Origin of the sequence: Pseudonocardia sp., assembly GCF_029263155.1 — a bacterium.
GTDB lineage: Bacteria > Actinomycetota > Actinomycetes > Mycobacteriales > Pseudonocardiaceae > Pseudonocardia.
In genome coordinates this window covers 1-18,339 of record NZ_JAJCYB010000034.1, presented here as the reverse complement: position 1 = coordinate 18,339, position 18,339 = coordinate 1, and the positions used below count along the sequence as shown (strand labels likewise).

Sequence of the window (18,339 nt, the reverse complement as noted above, 5' to 3'; positions counted from 1 at the left end):
GAGACCAAGCTTGCACGCGTATATCTCTCTCGGCAGGTGTCGCGGAACTGGCGTCATAATGATGCGGGTTGGGTCGGGTCGGAACGGCAGGTCGAAACTAATCTCCGTGAGCATGTTCCATGCGGGGAGCACGTGCTCGGGCGGCCCGAGCTCCATCCGGCCAGAGCCATGGCGGGCACCGTGCGCGGCTAGTTCGGAGTAGGTCGTTACATAGCTGAGGATCGCCAGGGGCTCATGACGCATCTGATCCCACACCCACGTACGCCCGGCCATGTCCGAGTCCCAGCCCCACTCCTCGGTGCCCGAGCTCGAGTGCAACAGATGATAGACCGCCCACAAGACTTCCCACTCGGCTTCCGGCGCACGTTGTGCCCAGCTATGCGCAACCTTCGCGGCGTTGGGAGCGAAGGAGGCATTACCTCCGCGATCGCCAGAGACGACCACGAATCGGCCCCGCCGGGTCAGTACCTCGCGAACTGCGGCGTTGTCGACCCCGTGGGTATGCGCGAGGCGGTCAATGAGTGCCGGCACGTCCAAGGCTTGCCAGCCAACGTCGACGATACGACGTGCCGCGTGGAGAGTGGTCCCGTGGTGGAGCACCAGGGGGGCGTTGAGATCGATGATGGTCGTCCTTCCGCGATGAGGGGCCGTCGGCTCGTTGGCGCAAAGGGTGAGTCCGTAAAGTGCGCGCTCCGGCAGGGTCCGAACCTGTCTTTAGGTTTGGATGGCCCACCAGCAACTACACGGCCAGCGACGTGTTTCGCGGCGAAGGCCAGCCACGCGAACCGACGGTAGCGTGCCGTCATGCCGTCTGAGAGCTCCGACGCCGACGCCCAGGGCGCAGCCGCACACCTCGCGCAGTTGCTGCAGCGGTTGGCGCGCCAGTCCTACGACGAGTTCGACGGCGTGTCAATCACGCCGGGCAACTCCGTGGCGATCACGCCGAGCCACGCGCATCTACTGGTGGAAACCGTACTGGCGATGCTGCCACGTTGCTATGCGGTGCCGGACGGGCTTCCCACGGATGAAGAGTGCGCCATGCCCGACGCCGTGTGTCACGCCTGCGCGCGAGAGTCGCGTCGCCTGCCGCGCTTTCGGTGATGTTGCCGCCGCCAGTCGGCGTGCACCGATCGCCATCGTCACTTGCTCGACTCTCGCAAGATCACTGAGCCTTGCAGGCAGGTGCTCACATACTGCGGCTCGTCGGCTCGCCGGGTGTGCTCCCCGTCCCGAGACCGAGTTCGTCTCGGACGACGCACGTAGACGCTGCTGGCCGGTGCTCAGCGGAGGGGAACCTTCTCGACCGGGTGAGGCAAGGGTCGCTGCCGGAACAGGTCTCGCTACGCTCCGCGAATGTCGAGGGGGAGCTCGGTGATCGACGCGCCGGAGATCGGGGAGCTGGTCCGGGTGCGTGGCCAGCAGTGGGTGGTGAGCGGACGCCGGGTCAGTACCCAACCCCGCGACGAGCTCGCCGCCGACGTGCCTGGCCGCACAATGGTGTCGCTCACGAGCGTCAGCGACGAAGACCTTGGCGACGAGCTAACCGTGGTCTGGGAGATCGAGCCCGGCCGGGAAGTCCTGCCGGAGACGCGCCTCCCAGACGTCACGGCCGATGGCTGGGACGACCCGCGCGTCCTCGGCGCCTTCCTCGACGCCGTGCGCTGGGGCACGGTCGCCAGCGCCGACGACACGACGTTGCAGGCCCCATTCCGGGCCGGCATCACGATCGAGGAGTACCAGCTCGAACCGGTAGCGAAGGCGCTGAGCATGCCGCGGGTCAACCTGCTGGTCGCCGACGACGTCGGCCTAGGCAAGACCATCGAGGCCGGGCTGGTCATCCAAGAGATGCTGCTGCGGAACCGCGCGCGACGGGTGGTCGTGGTGTGCCCGGCCCCGCTGACCGGCAAGTGGCGCGACGAGCTGCTGGAGAAGTTCGGGCTGCGGTTCACCGTCCTCGACGCGGCCGCTCTCAAGGCGCTGCGGCGCAGCCACGGCCTGGAGGCTAACCCCTTCGCGGTGTTCCCCCGCGTCATCGTCAGCCTGCCGTGGTTGCGCACCCCCCGCGTCCAGCGGCTGCTTGACGAGGTGCTCACCCCGGACAACCAGCACCCCGGCTTCGTGGACGTCCTTGTCGTCGACGAAGCGCATCACTGCGCCCCAGCGGCTCCGGCAAGCGGCCGGCGCTACGCGCTGGACAGCCAGCAGACGCAGGCGGTCCGCCGACTGGGCGAGCACAGCCAGCACCGGGTCTTCTTATCCGCCACCCCGCACAACGGCTACGCAGAGTCCTGGCAGGCCCTGCTGGAGATGCTCGACCCGCTGCGATTCGCCCGCGGGGTCGAGCCGGACCCGGGCGTCGTCGGGCAGGTGATGGTGCGCCGGTTGAAGGACGAACTGCTGCTGCCCGACGGCGCCAGTCGGTTCCCTGGTCGCGTCCCCCGCCACGTCGAGGTCGCCTACTCCGACGACGAGCGCGCCGGGCACGCGCTGCTGGCGGCCTACACCGCCGCCCGCCGCGGCACCCCCGGCGCCGCGGCCGTCCGCGCCGGCGACCTGATCACCCTGCTGCTGAAGAAGCGCCTGTTCTCCTCCCCCGCGGCCTTCGCGCGGACCCTGACCGCCCACCGGGCCACTGTCTTGGGCGCCGACCGGCCCGCACTACCCCTTCTCGACGACTCGGTGCCCGACTGGCTGCTCGACGACTACGGCGATGAGCCCGATCCGGAGGAGGCCGAGCAGGACGTCTTGCGGCGCGCGGCCACGCTCACCGGCGTGGCGGACCCCGCGCAGGCGGCGCTGCTCGACCAGCTCGCGGCCTGGGCCGAGCGGCATGCGGAGCCGGCGGACAGCAAGGCCGACGCGCTGGTCGCGGAGCTGCTGCGGCTGAGCCCGCCCGGCAGCTCCACCCGGGTGATCGTGTTCACCGAGTACCGCGACACCCAGGTGTGGCTGGCCGGTGTACTCGCCGCGCGCGGCCTCGGCGGCGACCGCCTGGGGCTGCTGCACGGCGGGATGGACCCGGTTCGGCGCGACCACCTTAAGGACGCCTTTCAGGCCGCGCCGGACCGCGATCCGCTGCGGATCCTGCTGGCCACCGACGCGGCCAGCGAGGGGATCGACCTGCAGCGCCACTGCCACACGGTGATCCACTACGACATCCCGTTCAACCCGAACCGGCTCGAACAGCGCATCGGCCGTGTGGACCGCTACGGGCAGCGCACCGAGGTTGACGTCGTGCACTTCGTCGGGGCGGGGTGGCAGTCGGCGCAACCGGACTCCTACGACGGCGACCTGGAGTTCCTGTCTCGGGTGGCCCGCAAGGTCGCCGCCGAGCGCCGCGACCTGGGCAGCGTCAACCCGGTGCTCGCCGGAGCGGTGGAGGCGCGAATGCTGGGCCGCCCGGTGCTGGTGGACCCGCTCACCGTCAACCCGAAGGTGTCCACCTCGGTGCTGCGCGCCGAGCAGGACCTGCGGGCCCAGGCGCAGCGACTGCGCGCCCAGCTCGACACCTCTGTGGAGCGGTTGCACGTCGCCCCGGCCAACATCCGACGAGTGGTCGACACCGCGCTGGCGCTCGCCCAGCAGCCACCGCTGGTCGCCGGCGCGCCGGGCGAGATCACCCCGCCGGACCTGCGGGCCGGGTGGGAGAACACGCTGATCGGGCTCGCGGACCCCCTGTCCGGGGAGTTGCGGCCGCTGACGTTCGACCCGGCCGTGGCCCGTGGCCGCGACGACGTCGTGCTCGGCCATCTCGGGCACCCGCTGGTGGACCAGGCGACCCGGCTGTTGCGCAGCGCGGTGTGGGGTGGGCGGACCGACCTGCACCGGGTCAGCGCCGTCCGCTTCGCCGCCCCGCCGGAGCTGGCGCTGCGCGGGCCGGTCGTGGTCGTGATGGCCCGGCTGGTGATCGTGGGAGCCGACGGCGGGCGCCTGCATGAGGAGATCGTGCTGGCTGGCCGCGAGCTGCCCGCGGCGGGCCGCAGCAAGCGGCTGGACCTGGAGCAGCGGGCCTACCGCGCGCTGCGCGGAGCGGTTGAGGCCGCGCTGGAGCCGGCGGCCTGCCGCCCGGCGGCGGCCGCGACCCGTGAGCGGTTGGTCGCGCAGTGGGCCGAGCTCACCCCGCGGCTGGTGGAGGACCTGGCGCTGCGGGCCACCGCGCAGAAGGAGACGCGCACGGCGGACCTGGCGCGTCAGCATGAGCGGGCACGCACGCACACCGCAGCGGTGTTCGACCAGCTGCACGCCACGCTCACCGCCGCGCTGGCCGCGTCCGGCGCGGTACAGCTCACCCTCGACGACCTCGACCGCCGGGAGGTGGTGCAGTTCGAGCGCGACCGGCAGTCCTGGCAGGACCGGCTCGACGCGCTGGAGGAGAACCGTCAGCAGGAACTCGATCGGCTCGATGCCCGCTATGGGCAGGTCCGCGAGCTGGTGTTCCCGTTCGCCGTGGTGCTGGCCGAACCGGAGGTGGGGTGATGGCGGGCCGGCGCAAGCGCCGCTACAGCGCGGGCGAGGCTGCGCGGCGCCGGCACGCGTGGCTGGAGCTGGTGCAGACCTCCGGACCGTTCCTGACCCTGCCGGTGGTGGAGCGGGTGTTCCCCAACGGGCTGCCGGACGTGCCCGGCCCGGTCCGGGCCGACGTGCGGGCGGCGACCACCGACGCCCTCTCCTCGGGCGGGGCGTCGCGGCACGCCGCGGTGCGCGCCGTGCTGCACCGCGCCCTGGACTGGGCGGGTCATCTGAGGCTCGACACCGAACTGCCTGCGGCGCTGGCCGAACCGGTCGCCGAGCACGGGCTGCTGCTCCGCCCCGACCTGGGGTTCTACGCCGAGCGGCACGACGACCCGGCCGAGCCGGACGACGAGACCGACCCGGACGACGAGGACCCCGACAGCGAGGACGGCAACGACCCTGGCGACACGGGCGACGGAACCGGCGGGCCGTGGCGGCTGCTCGGCATGGTGACCGACTGGGGTGCGCACCCGCTGGCCCGCACCACCCGCCAGGGATGGACCGCGAGCCCCGTGGAGCGGCTCGCGGTGCTCCTGCGCGCCCGGGACGTGCCGGTCGGGCTGGTCACCGACGGACGCTGGTGGGCGCTGGTGTGGGCGCCGCTGGGCGGCACAACCGGTGCAGCGGTGTTCGACGCGAGCCTGTGGGGGGAGGAACCGGAGTCGTTCGCGGCGTTTGTGGCGCTGCTGACCCGGGCCCGCTTCCTCGCGGTGGCCCCGACCGACACCTTGCCCGCCCTGTTCGTCGAAAGCCTCGGCGCGCAGGAGGTCGTCACGGTGACCCTGGGCCGACAGGTCCGCGACGCCGTCGAACTGCTGATCGGCACCCTGGACCGCCTCGACGCCGAGAGCGGGATCCTGGACGGGGTGTCCGACGACGAGCTGTACGACGGCGTCGTCACCTTCATGATGCGGTTGGTGTTCCTGCTCTTCGCCGAGGAACGCCGCCTGCTGCCCAGCGACGACGACGTGTACGTGGCCGCCTACAGCGTGGGGCGGCTCGGTGACCAGCTCGCGGTGACCGAGCCGCAGATCCTGGAGCGCCGGACCGGCGCGTGGCACCGGCTGCTGGCGGTGGGGCGCGCGGTGCACGGTGGTGTGGCCCATGAGGACCTGCGGCTGCCCGCGTACGGCGGGAACCTGTTCGACCCCGACCGGTTCCCGTGGCTGGAGGGGCGCCGCGCGGGCGAGGCGACGACCGTCCGGCCCCCGGCCGTGGACGACCGCACCGTGCTGCGGCTGCTGCGCGCCGTGCAAGAGGTCGTGATCGACGGCGAGCGGCGCCGCCTCACCTTCCGCACTCTCGACGTCGAGCAGATCGGGTACGTCTACGAGGGCCTCCTCGAGCTGGAGGTGCGCACCGCCACCGTCACGACGCTCTCGCTGGCCCGGCCGTCCGCGTGGCCGAAGGTGAAGCAGCCCGCCGAGATCACCATCGACGAGCTGACGGAGCGGCTCGGCGCGCCGGAGGGCCCGTCGATGGCCGAGTGGGTGGCGGCCCGGTCGAGCTGGTCAGCGGCGGCACTGGAGCGCCTGTTCGAGAGCCCGCTGCAGGCCGAGCGGCGCGCGGCACTGCTGCGGGCCACCGGCAATCCGGCGCTGGCCGAGCGGATCGCCCCGTACGCCGTGGCGCTGCGCTGGGACGAGCTCGGCCGGCCGGCGGTGACGCTGCCGGGGCGCCGGTTCGTCGCCCCCAGCACGCGGCGGGCCAGCACCGGCACCCACTACACGCCGCGCGCGCTGGCCGAGGACGTCGCCGGCAACACCCTGGAGCCGCTGGTGTACCGGCCGGGCCCGCTGGAGACGGCCGACCGCTCCGCCTGGGTCATCCGCCCGTCCAGCGAGCTGCTCGACCTGCGGGTGGCCGACATCGCGATGGGGTCGGGCGCATTCCTCGTCGCCGCGTGCCGCTACCTGGCCGACCGGCTGGTGGAGGCGTGGGAGGCCGAGGGCCGCCCGGCGGCGGTACTGGCCGTGCGACACCGCGCACAGGCCCGGCTGGCCGCCGACGCCGAGGTGGAGCAGGTGGCGCTGGACGCCCGCCGGCTGGTCGCCGAGCACTGCCTCTACGGCGTTGACGTCAACCCGCTCGCGGTGGAGATGGCGAAGCTGTCGCTGTGGCTGGTCACGATGGACCGCGAGCGACCGTTCGGGTTCCTCGACGACCGCCTCGTCGCGGGCGACAGCCTGCTCGGCCTGGCGAGCGTCGAGCAGCTCACCACCCTGCACGCCCACCCCGACGGGGGCCCGGCCGAACTGTCCTACGCCGACGGCTGGACCGACGCCCTGGCCCACGCCGCCGACCTCCGACGGCGGATCACCGCCCACCCGGTGGTGACCGGCCGCGACGTGGCGGTCAAGGCAGGCCTTCTGCAGCAGGCCCGGGAGCAGACCGCGCAGCTCACGGCGGTCGCCGACGCCGTCACCGGCGTGGGCCTGGCCGCTGCCGGGATGAAGGCGAAGAAGGCCGTGGACGCGAAGTTCACCGCGCTGTCCATCACGGTCGGCAACGCCGCGCCCGACTACGCCACCGCCCTGACCGACCAGATCTCCTCGGTGCAGGACGGGCGACCGGCCGGGGTTGTGCCCCGCGCACCGCTGCACTGGCCGCTGGTGTTCCCCGAGGTGTTCGCCGACGCCGCCGACCGAGGCTTCGACGCGATCGTCGGCAACCCGCCGTTCTCCGGTGGCCAGAAGCTCAGCGAGGGACTCGGCGCCGACTACCTGAACTGGTTGCAGCGCTGGGACGGGCGCGATGTGAAGGGCAGCGCCGACCTGGCTGCGCGGTTCGTCCTGCGCGCTGAGCGGCTGCTTTCCACCCGTGGGCAACTCGGCTACATCGCGGTGAACACGCTGGTGCAGGGGAAGACGCTCACGGTCGGCCTCGCTCAGGTGGTGAGCCGCGGCTCGGAGATTCGGCGCGGCCGTTCGAGCCATCCGTGGCCCACCGACAGCGCCAACTTGGAGATCGTGGACGTGTGGGCCAGCCGTGGCCCAGTGTCCGCGGCTGGGCTGCGCTGGCTGGACGGGGAGGAAGTACCGGAGATCGGAGCCGATCTAGAGCCGGTCGGGCAGGTCCGCGGCCGGCCGCAGCCGCTGCCGGAGAACGACGGTCTCGCCTTCCAAGGCTCCAATATCCTCGGGCAGGGCTTCGCCATGACTCAGGAGCAGGCCCAGGCCTTGATCGACAAGGACCCGCGGAACGCCGAGGTGCTCGCTCCGTACGTGATCGGCAAAGACCTCAATCAGCGTCCGGACTGCTCGGCTAGCCGTTGGGTCATCAACTTTCGGGACTGGTCGCGGGAGAGGGCGGAGCAGTACCCCGACGCCTTCGCGATCGCGGAGCGGCTGGTAAAGCCGAAGCGGGCCAAACTCAAGGAGGTCCGGACCCGGGACAACTGGTGGTTGTTCACCAGGAGCCGCCCGGAATTGTACCGGTTGATCGGGAAGCTGGATCATGTCCTTGCGATCTCGCTGCTAAGCAGTGCCGTGCTGCCGGTGCGGGTGCCGACCGGGCCGGTGTTCGCGCACAAGTGCGCGGTGTTCGCCCTCGACACCTTCGCCGACCTCGCCGTGCTGTCGTCGAACGTTCACAGCACGTGGGTGGTTCGCTACACGTCGACGACGCGGCGAGACATCAACTACTCACCATCCGACGTGTTCAGCACCCTCCCCCGCCCGGACTGGAACCTCGACCTGGAGCGGCTCGGGCAGCGGCTGGACACCGAGCGCCGGGAGCTGATGCTCGGCCGCGGCTGGGGCCTCACCACGACCTACAACCACGTCCACGACCCCGCCGACCGCGACCCCGCCGTGGTGGCGCTGCGTGAGCTGCACGCCGAGATCGACCACGCCGTCCTCGCCGCCCACGGCTGGGACCTCGACCCGGAGATCGGCCACCACCGCACCAAGATCGGAACGCGGTGGACAGTGAGCCCGGCCGCCCGCTTCGCGCTACTCGACCTACTGCTGGCCGAGAACCACCGGCGCGCGGGGTACACGCCGTGACCGGGGCCCTGCCGCCGGCCCCCGAGCCGCTGCGGCTGCTTACCTTCGAGGATCTCGTCGAGCTGGCCGAGACGAAACGCTCCCGCGCCACGTCGGACGCGAGCCGGTCCGGCTGGGACCGCCTCCTGGAGGTCGCGCGGGCCCTCGCCGGCGGCCGGGAGACCGCGGGTGACCTCGTCAGCGGGCGCACGTGGACGCTGTTGCGCGTCCGGGTCGACGGCTACCAGGGTGTCGGGGCGCCGCTCACCGTCGACCTGGACCCCGTTCCAGGCGTGACGGTGCTGATCGGCCGCAATGGGTCGGGCAAGTCCAGCATCGCCGACGCGATCGAGACCGCGCTGCACGGCGAACCCCGCGCGCCCACCAGCACCGGCCGGGGCGGCAAGGCCCCACTGTGGGATCGCGAGCACTGCGGCCGCGACGCAGCCGAGGCCCATGTCGAGGTCACGCTCCTCGCGGGCGAGGAGACCCTGACCCTAGACGTGCGGATCGGCCCGGACGGCAGCGTCACCGGCCAGACCGCCCGGCACGCCGCCGCCGACGGCACCACGACCGACCTGGACCTGGCCACGACCTCGTGGCGTTCCGCGCTGGCCGGGCACCGGCCGGTGTTCGGCTACGCCGCCGTCGAGCGCCAGGTGCAGCTCGCGCAGAACCTGCAGGAGTTCCTCGAGCCCCTGCTCGCCTTCGGTGGCTGCTTCGACGAGCTCAAGGCCGGGGTCGACGCCGCCGGGAGCGCGGCGGCACAGGCCCGGGAGCGGTGGGGGCAGGCGCGCAGCACGGCCGAGCAGCAGACCGACCAGGTCGACCGCGCGCACCCCGACGCGACGCCGACCGCGATCGACTGGCCTGATGTCGCCGACGACCCCAACGCGTGGCTCACCACAGCCGGCCTCACCGAGACTGGCGTCGCCGCCCCGGAGATCACCGCCGCCCATTACGACCGGCTGCACGCCGCCGCGACCCAGGCCCTGGCCGCGCTGGTCGACCTCGAGACGGCCGAGGCCGCCCCCGCTCCCAACTCGGTCACCGCGCGGCTGGCCGCGCCGCTCGCCGACCTGCACCGCGCCGCCCAGCACCTCGACGACACGGGCGACGCCTGCCCGGTCTGCCTGCGGGTCGGCACGGACTGGGCCGCCGCCCTCGCCGCGACCATCGGCACCGCCCCGGCCACCGCGGAGCAGGCGGCCACGTTCGTGCGCCGGCTCGCCGCGCTGCGGGCGGCGCTCGACGACGACCTCACCTCGATCGAGGAGGTGATCACACACGACTGGTGCACGGCGGTGATCCGCGACGCGGCGGCACCCGTCCTGGCGGCCGGGGTGGATCTCCGACACCGGCTCGACGAGGACGGCCGCCGCGCCACGCCCGCGGTGCGCGCCGCCGTCCGCGCCGCTCACGACCGCCTGACCTCGGCCGCCTGGCACACGACGGTCACCGAGCTCGCCGCGCACACCGATCGCGAGCGGCAGTGGCGCCGCGCCCGCCGCGCCGCCGTCGAACCGTTCCTCGGCGTGTGGTGGGAGGTCCGCGACGAGGCGATCGCGGCCGCGGCCTGGAAGTCCGCCGCCGACTGCGTCCGCACCCTGCAGAACGACCTGCGCGCCGAGCGCACTCGCAACCTGCGGACGCTGACCGACTCCTCAGTCCGGGCACTGCTCGACGACGTCGGCCTGCACATCACCGGCCTCTCGGTGCAAGGCACGAAGGCCGACGTCCAGGTCGTCGACGCCACCGGTCAGCCGGTGCAGCTCTCCCTGCTCAGCGCCGGCCATCGCAATGCCCTGCTGCTCGCTCCCTTGCTGGCCGTCGCGCACGGTGGCCCGTTCGGGTTCCTCATCCTCGACGACCCGGTACACGCCTTCGACCAGATCCGCGTCGACCGGCTCGCCCAGCTCATCCACACCCTGGCCGCCGACCGCCGGGTCGTGGTGCTCACCCACGACGAACGTCTGCGCGAGCACCTCCTCGTCCGCTCGCCGCATCACACGGCTCGCAGCGTGCACCGCGACCACCTGACCGGAGCAGTCCGTGAGGAGCCGAGCCCGCCGATGTGGGCGGTACTGCTCGACGACGCGGCCGCAACCCTCGCCCGCGCCCCGAGGCCGGGGCCGACGACTACCCCGCCCACGGTCCTCGTCCGCGGACTGTGCCGGATGGCGCTCGACGACGCCCTGCGCCACTTCGTCCTGCAGGAGGCCGTCGGCATCCCTCGCGACCCGCACACCGACCTGGCCGCCCTCGACAAGGTGGGTACGACCAAGGACCGGATCGACGCCGCTCTGACGCTGCACCCGGCGCACCCGCGGGTGCTCGCCGCAGAGGCGATCGTCTCCGGCCATCTCAGCGGCTGGAACCAGGCGGCACACGGGAAGGCCAAGGCTCCCGGGCCGTCGGCAGCCGAAATCGACGACGCGCGGCGGGCCTGCCGGACCCTCCTCGGGCTGCCGTGACCACCGACGCGACCAGCCGCCGTTTGGAGGTGCTCGACCTGCGGATCCGCCTCGAACACACCGCGGTGGAGGCATACGTGCGCGTGTGCACCCCGGACCGTCGGCCGCGGGCGACCGGAGTGCGGGTACTGCTGTTGTTCCTGGTCGGTCTCGTCGACCCCACCGAGCAACCGCGGGTGCACCGGCTGGCCGGGCTGGGGAGCCATGTCTACAGCCGAACCTCGGACGTGCTGCACGGGCGGCTGAACTCGCTGGACCTGACCGACGTCGCCGTCGAGGAGTGGCGGACGATCGTGACCGACCTCGAAGCGGTGCTGGTCCCATGAGGTGGAGACGACCGCGACACCCCACTGCGCGGAGAAGGGATCCGGTGAGCTCGGGACTGTCGGGGCCGGCCCGTAAGGTGCGACGGCGATGAGCACCGAGACCGTCACCACCTCCTTCGGGGTCCGCGCCGCGCTGGAGGATCTCCTCGAACGCGATCTGCTCGGTCCGCGCGACGGGGCGACCGAAGAGCTGCCACCGGGCGTGCCGCCTGCGGAGCGGTACCTGGTGGGGCGGCTCGTACCCCGCACACGACCCAGCGACCCGCCGGTGGAGGCCCACGCCGACGGCCGGGACGACCCCGATCTCGCCGACCGGGAGGTCACCGCCGCCGCGGAGGTGCAGGGCGACGACTTGGAGACCACCTCCGTCACCCGCACGGGCACCATGGCCGCCTCCGCGCTCGGGCTCTCTTTCCGGGTGCCGCTCGACGTGCACCGGGTGCACGTCACCGCCTCCTGGGGGCGGTACGCGCCGGCGAAGTCCGACACCCAGGTCACCGAGCAAGGCCGGCCGCGGACCGTGTGGCGCCGCACCCCGGCCGGTGGCGCCGTGGAGATCGACCTGCTCGATCCCGATCCCGTGCCGCGCGTGGTCGACGCCGACCAGGACGGGGTCGTCCTGCGCGTCACCGCCCGCGTGCGCGACGGTGTCCGGGTCGTCGATCTGGCCCTGGTCAACGATCAGGGCCATCGCGACGGCAACCCGGACCTGCACCGCACCTATCAGACCGGCCTTACCGTCACCGCTCTCGATGGTGCCGCGGCCGTGTTCGTCGGGCACAACGACCCCGAGCTCAGCGCCGTCCCGGCAGCCCATGACAGCGAGCGGCTGCACCTCGCCCTGCTCTACCGGCGCCACCGGGAGTACGCCCACGGACGGCAGTGCGCGGTCGACGCCGACGTCCGCGACAGCGAGGACCGTGCATGGCGGCTGCGCACCACGTCCTTCCCGGCCGCGGACGTGCCGCTCACCGTCGCCGGCTCGACCGCCGCGATGCCGGGGCTGATCCTCGACATGGCCCGCCTCGGCAGCCCCGAACTCGCGCGCGACGACCTGGTCCGGGCCCTGCGTCCGCTCGCCGTGGGCTACCGGCGCTGGCTGACCGACCAGCGCCGACGGCTCGACGAACCCGAGATCACCCGGTACGCACCGGCCGGCGAGCTCGCGCTCGACACCGCAGCCGACCTCGCCGATCGGCTCGACCGCGCCGTCGAGCTGCTAGGCCGCGACGCACTGGCCCGCGAGGCCTTCCGCTTCGCCAACCAGGCCATGGCGCTGCAGCGCGTCCGCAGCGAGGTCACCCGGCGTCGGCTCGCCGATCCGGCGGCCGGTCTCGACGAGCTGCTCCGTCGGCTCGACGTCCCCCAGCAGCGCAGCTGGCGGCCGTTCCAGCTGGCGTTCGTGCTGCTGTGCCTGCCCGGGCTCACCGACCCGGCCCACCCTGACGCCCACCGCGACGCCGAGGGCCAGGCGCAGCTGCTGTTCTTCCCCACCGGCGGCGGCAAGACCGAGGCCTACCTCGGTCTCACCGCGTTCACCCTCGCGTTGCGCCGGTTGCAGGGCGTGGTCGGGGACGGGCCGCAGGCCCGGGACGGCAGCGACGGCGTCGCGGTGCTGATGCGCTATACGCTGCGCCTGCTGACCGCTCAGCAGTTCCAGCGGGCGACCGCGCTGATCTGCGCCTGCGAGGAGCTGCGGCGCGAACGCACCGCGTCGGGTGACGGGCGCTGGGGCACCACCCCGTTCCGGGTCGGGCTCTGGGTGGGCAGCTCGGTCACTCCCAACAGCTTTGACGAGGCCCGCCGCAGCATCGAGGACACCCGGGGCACCGACGACTCGCTCGGTGGCCCGCTTCAGCTCGCGGCGTGCCCGTGGTGCGGAGCGCGGCTGTCGGCGGGCCGGGATCTCGTCGCCGACGACAAGCGCCGCCGGGTGCTGCTGTACTGCAGTGACCCGGAGGGCGACTGCGTGTTCACCCGGCGCCGATCGCCCGACGAGGGGCTGCCGGTGCTCGTCACCGACGAGGAGATCTACCGGCACACCCCGTCGCTGATCATCGGCACCGTCGACAAGTTCGCCCAGCTGCCGTGGAAGGCCGCCACGGGCACCCTGTTCGGCGCGGTCGACCAGCGCTGTTCCCGACACGGCTGGATGGTGTCCGACACCCCGTGGTGCACCGGCACCCACCAGCGCAGCGGCGCACTTCCCCGCACCACCCCGCAGCCGGCGATGCGGCTGCGGCCGCCGGACCTGATCATCCAGGACGAGCTGCACCTCATCGCCGACGCCCTGGGATCCATGGTCGGGCTCTACGAGACCGCGATCGACAGCCTGTGCTCCCGGGAGGAGCAGGGCCGGACGGTCCGTCCGGTGCTGGTCGCCTCCACCGCCACCGTGCGCCGAGCCCGCGACCAGGTCGAGCAGGTCTTCGCCCGCGGCCTGGCCATCTTCCCGCCGCAGGTCCTCGACGCCGGAGAGACGTTCTTTTCCACCGTCGAACGGCCCTCGCCCGCGACGCCGAGCCGGCGCTACCGCGGGATCTGCGCCACCGGCGAGCGGTTCAAGGCCATCGAGATCCGGGTAGCCGCGGCCGTCCTCGAACACGCGCAGCACCTCTACGACCGACACGGCGACCTGGCCGACCCCTATATGACCCTGGTCGACTACTTCACCTCCACCCGTGAGCTCGCCGGTATGCGCCGGCTCGTGGAGGACGACATCGCCGAGCGGCTCAGCTCGCTCTCGGTCGGTACCCGTCGCAGGCGGCCGATGATCAGCGAGCTCACCAGCCGGATGCCGAGCAGCCGGATCGCCACCACGCTCGCCGACCTCGAACGGCGCTTCGACACGCGGTTCGACACGAGCGCCGCGTTGCAGGCTCTCCGCGGTCCCGACCGGGAGCGGATCCGTGCGGAGATGGCCGACCGCGCGCCGGCCCTCGACGTCCTGCTGGCCACCTCGATGCTGCAGGTCGGCGTCGACGTGCAACGGCTGGGTCTGATGCTCGTCACAGGGCAGCCCAAGAGCACCGCGGAGTACATTCAGGCCACTTCCCGCGTCGGCCGCGACCGGGAACGCCCGGGCCTGGTGATCACGCTCTACCAGTGGAGCCGGCCGCGCGACCTCGCCCACTACGAGAGCTTCGCCTACGACCACGCGACCTTCGGGATGCGGGTCGAGGGCCTGACCACCACGCCGTTCAGCGACCGCGCCCTCGACCGGGGGCTCAGCGGTGTGCTGACCGCGGCAGTCCGGCAGCGGGAGACCTCGGCGCAGCCGAACACGGCCGCCGGGGCGGTCCCACTGGGCGGCGGGGCGGCGGCCGCACTCCTCGAGCTGTTCTCGGACCGCGCAGAACGGGTCACCCACGACCCGGCGCAGGCGGAGCGGGTACGCAAGCAGGTGCAGCACCGCCTCGACGAGTGGCACCACCTGCGGTCCCATCTCCCCACCGGGCTGCTCGGCTACGAGCGAGCGGCCGACGTCACGGGGCTACTGAAGAAGGCCGACGAGGGCACCTGGGAACGCTGGACAGTGCCGATGAGCCTGCGTGAGGTCGAACCCGAGGTCCTCCTGCAGCTGGACCGCCGCGACTTCAGCGCCGACGACGCCCCGCCTTGGACCTACGATCGCCGTCCGGAGTCGCCCTCATGACCGCTGTACCGCGCACGACGTCTGTCAAGGGCCAGCCCTCGCGAATCGGGGGCGCCCGCCCCAGCCACTTGGTCACGACCGGCGGCGTCGGTTCGGTCGTCGACCTGCCGGGGATGAGCGTCGTCGTTCGCGGCACCGACACCTGGGGGCTCGAACGCGCCGAAGTGGTTGACGAGCCGCGGTTGCTGGAGAAGGTGCGCCAGGCGCTGGGGCCGCAGGTGAAGGCGCTGCGTACGGCACCGTGGGACCCGCAGGACTCCGATGACCCGTGGACCCGCACCGGGGTTCCAGTTTCCCCGTTCCCTCGGTGGCTGCGCTGCCCGCGCTGCTTCCGACTCGGCCCGCTCGACCCGCCCGGTCAGTTCGAGCTCGTCCATCGCAGCGGCCGGCGCCCCGACCTCGCCAAGTGGGTGCACGCGACCTGCCAGCAGCAGACCCAGGTCCGCGACGTGCGCAAACGTGCCTGCCTTCCCGCCCGGTTCCTAGTGGCCTGCGAGGCCGGGCATGTCGACGACTTTCCCTATGTCGACTTCGTGCACCACGGCCGGGAGCAGCCCTGCCCCGGCCCCAAGCTGACGATGCGCGACAGCGCAAGCACCCTGGGCCCGCGGGTCAACGTGCGCTGCCTGGAATGCCAGGCCTCCCGCAACGTCGCCGACGCCGCAGGCCGTGACGGCTGGGAGAACCTCCCGGCGTGTCGCGGACGCCATCCGCACCTGCAGCGGTTCGAGACCTGCGGACGGCCGCTCAAGCTGATGGTGTTGGGGGCGTCCAACCTGTGGTTCGGCGTCACCGCCAGCGCGCTGCACCTTCCGCAGGGGCAGACCACCGCCGACATCGTGGGAGCGCACTGGGAGCTCCTCGGGCAGTTGCCCAACGCGACGGTCGTGCAGACGGTCATTGACGGGATGGACGTGCTGCGCGGGCTGCGCACCGTCCCCGGCGAGGAGATCTGGGCCGTCGTCGAGAAGGTCCGCGCCCAGGGCGGGCCCGACGCCGAGGAGGTCGACTCGGACCTGCTGGCGGCGGAGTGGCGCCTGCTGTCGCACCCGACCACCGATCGCGAGGACGACGACTTTCGTGCCGTCCCCACAGTCGGGCCCACCGGGTACGAGCACCTGATCGAGCAGGTCGTGCTGGTCAGCCGCCTACGCGAGGTGCAGGCCCTGCTCGGGTTCACCCGGCTGTCGGCCCCGGACCGACGCGAGCTCGCGCCCCGCAACCGGCTGAGCCTGAGCCGGGCCGCACCGACGTGGGTGCCGGCGTTCGAGCAGCGCGGGGAAGGGATCTTCCTCGAGCTGCCCGAACAGCGGGTCCGCGACTGGTCCGACGCCGTCACCGACCACCCCCGCATTGCCGCACTGCGACATGCCTTCGCGCGGTGGTCGACGAACCGCGCCCGGCCCGTCGACCAGGCGTTTCCGGTGGCCCGCTACCTCCTGCTGCATACGTTGAGCCACCTGCTGATCCGACAGGTCGCCCTGGAGTGCGGCTACGGTTCGTCCAGCATCCGGGAAAGGCTCTACGTCGGCACACCAGCCGACCCGGCCAGCGGCATCCTGCTGTCCACCGCGGCCAGTGACAGCGAGGGAACGCTCGGCGGGCTCGTCGCACTCGGCGAACCCCAACACCTGACCCGGCTGCTGGACCAAGCGTTCGACGACGCGCGGCGGTGCTCCTCGGATCCCTTGTGCGCCGAGCACGTGCCGCAGGACCCATCGGAGACGCTGCACGCCGCGTCCTGCCACGCGTGCCTGTTCGCATCGGAGACCAGCTGCGAAGCCAACAACCGGTGGCTCGACCGGGCTGTGCTCGTCGACCTCACCGGAGACGGGCTCGCGTTCTTGCCGTGACCCCGCTGATCGACCTCGCCGCGGTCCTGGGCCGTGACCTCCCGGCCCGGGACGTGCGCCGTCTGGCCGAGGCCCTCCGTTCCGGTCCGGGGGCACTCCGCCAGGTCGCCGCTGCCGCGGCAGGTGCCGCCGTGCGGGCCGCCTACCGCCGCGTCGTCGATCAACGACTCTCCGACGCCGACCGGCAGTTCCTCGCCGGTGCGCTCCTCGGCCACCTGGAACCGCGCGCCGCGACGGGCCGGATCGACGTGGTGTGGACCGGCCCGGACAGCGGCGCGGCTGCTGGCAGGTTGACCTCGGCCGTAGTCGTGGACCTGATCGACCGCGCCGTTACTAACGTGCTGCTCGTCGGCTATGCCGTCCACACGGAGCCGACCGTCGCCGCCGCGCTGCGGCGGGCAGCCGCCCGCGCCGTCACGATCACGTTGCTCGTCGAACGAGCGACGGATAATCCGCGGTTCACCGGCGCAGGCACTGCCTTTCCCGGCATCGACGCGATCCGGCTGCATTGGCCGCGAGAGGAGCGGCCGGCCGGAGCTTCCTTGCACGCAAAGATCCTGGTGATCGACTCCGACATCGCGCTGGTCGGCAGTGCCAACATCACCGGTGCTGCGCTGGGTCACAACCTGGAATGCGGGCTGCTTGTGACCGGAGGCCCGGTTCCGGCGGAGGTGCGCGAGCATGTTGAACGCCTGTTCAACCGGGGTGTCCTCACCGCGCTTTCCACCTGAACCACCCCGTGCCCGTGGGCGCAGCCGACGCCATCTCGACACAGGGCCCATCCATCATCCCGAGCACCGCGGAAGCCCGGTCAACCACGGCTCCGCGAACCTCAGATCATGCCCAGTTCCGCGTCCTGAATCACGACAGCGAGAGGATGCCGGACCGCCGACCAGTGGGCGCCCGGGTGCGGTATCGCCGCGGGCCGCCGGACGGGACCCCGGATGGCTTCGTGCTCAAGGCCGCACGGCCAGGAAAGTGCTGATCGACCGCCTTCGGCGGGGGCCTGTCGGCCCTGTGGCTTAACACGGCCTGACTCACGTTCAAGGGCGCTCGCTGCGCTCGCGTCACTTCGTGACGGCCTTCGGCCGCCCTTGAGCGCGAGCCTCGCAGGCCGTGTTGGGACGCCTTACGGCGGCGGGGAACACAGCGCCCCGCCACCCCAAGGGACGGGCCGACAGGCCCATTGACGCCGGGAGGCCCACCATGCCCGCACGTATCGACCGCAGCCGCACCGTCGAGCAGGCGAGCCCGACCGCGCAAACGCGGATGATCACCAGCTCGTCGGTCGTCACGAACTTGACCGTCCGCGCCGCCGGACTCGTCCCGGTCCGGCTCGATCTCGCCCACGTCGGTACGGCGGAGCAGCAGTTGGGTGTCACCCTCGGCACTGTGCTGATCTACATCAACTCTCAGGAATTGCATCAGGCGGGCGGCGAAACCGCAGGTCGGCTGGTCAGTATGTCCTCGGAGTGGCTTGTCTCGGGCCGCTGTCACCGGCCCCTTGACCTGCCGATTTGATCAGTGGCGCCC

General features: G+C 72.3%; 9 protein-coding genes. All 9 read left to right on the top strand.

Annotated elements, in window-relative coordinates; all coding sequences use genetic code 11:
• The first annotated feature begins 804 nt into the window (after positions 1-804).
• The 9 genes from Q1K26_RS06035 (at position 805) to Q1K26_RS05995 (ending at position 18,327) form a co-directional block, all read left to right on the top strand.
• Entirely contained in the window at positions 805-1,101 is a 297-nt protein-coding gene (locus tag Q1K26_RS06035; protein WP_300008265.1) for a hypothetical protein, read from the top strand.
• A 252-nt stretch (positions 1,102-1,353) separates the two neighbouring features.
• A complete protein-coding gene (gene drmD, locus Q1K26_RS06030) occupies positions 1,354-4,476 on the top strand; it encodes a DISARM system SNF2-like helicase DrmD (protein WP_300008263.1) in 3,123 nt (1,040 codons plus the stop codon).
• Positions 4,476-8,519, top strand: coding sequence for a type IIL restriction-modification enzyme MmeI (locus Q1K26_RS06025; RefSeq protein WP_300008261.1), 4,044 nt, complete (start codon positions 4,476-4,478; stop codon positions 8,517-8,519). Before drmD ends, Q1K26_RS06025 begins: the two co-directional genes overlap by 1 nt.
• A complete protein-coding gene (locus tag Q1K26_RS06020) occupies positions 8,516-10,972 on the top strand; it encodes an AAA family ATPase (protein ID WP_300008260.1) in 2,457 nt (818 codons plus the stop codon). The genes Q1K26_RS06025 and Q1K26_RS06020 overlap by 4 nt, the downstream gene beginning before the upstream one ends.
• Positions 10,969-11,298 (top strand): hypothetical protein, encoded by a 330-nt coding sequence (locus Q1K26_RS06015; RefSeq protein ID WP_300008258.1) that lies wholly within the window; start codon positions 10,969-10,971, stop codon positions 11,296-11,298. Before Q1K26_RS06020 ends, Q1K26_RS06015 begins: the two co-directional genes overlap by 4 nt.
• 88 nt (positions 11,299-11,386) lie before the next feature.
• A complete protein-coding gene (gene drmA, locus Q1K26_RS06010) occupies positions 11,387-14,953 on the top strand; it encodes a DISARM system helicase DrmA (protein WP_300008256.1) in 3,567 nt (1,188 codons plus the stop codon).
• Positions 14,950-16,806, top strand: coding sequence for a DUF1998 domain-containing protein (locus tag Q1K26_RS06005; RefSeq protein WP_300008254.1), 1,857 nt, complete (start codon positions 14,950-14,952; stop codon positions 16,804-16,806). The genes drmA and Q1K26_RS06005 overlap by 4 nt, the downstream gene beginning before the upstream one ends.
• Positions 16,803-17,537 (top strand): DISARM system phospholipase D-like protein DrmC, encoded by a 735-nt coding sequence (gene drmC / locus Q1K26_RS06000; RefSeq protein WP_300008253.1) that lies wholly within the window; start codon positions 16,803-16,805, stop codon positions 17,535-17,537. The genes Q1K26_RS06005 and drmC overlap by 4 nt, the downstream gene beginning before the upstream one ends.
• 475 nt (positions 17,538-18,012) lie before the next feature.
• Complete coding sequence (locus Q1K26_RS05995; protein WP_300008252.1) at positions 18,013-18,327, top strand: hypothetical protein; 315 nt, start codon at positions 18,013-18,015, stop codon at positions 18,325-18,327.
• The last annotated feature ends 12 nt before the right edge of the window (positions 18,328-18,339 follow it).

Coding starts and splice junctions, on each gene's coding strand:
- Q1K26_RS06035 (WP_300008265.1), top strand. CDS start 805: ATGCCGTCTGAGAGCTCCGACGCCGACGCCCAGGGCGCAGCCGCACAC.
- drmD (WP_300008263.1), top strand. CDS start 1,354: ATGTCGAGGGGGAGCTCGGTGATCGACGCGCCGGAGATCGGGGAGCTG.
- Q1K26_RS06025 (WP_300008261.1), top strand. CDS start 4,476: ATGGCGGGCCGGCGCAAGCGCCGCTACAGCGCGGGCGAGGCTGCGCGG.
- drmA (WP_300008256.1), top strand. CDS start 11,387: ATGAGCACCGAGACCGTCACCACCTCCTTCGGGGTCCGCGCCGCGCTG.
- Q1K26_RS06005 (WP_300008254.1), top strand. CDS start 14,950: ATGACCGCTGTACCGCGCACGACGTCTGTCAAGGGCCAGCCCTCGCGA.
- Q1K26_RS05995 (WP_300008252.1), top strand. CDS start 18,013: ATGCCCGCACGTATCGACCGCAGCCGCACCGTCGAGCAGGCGAGCCCG.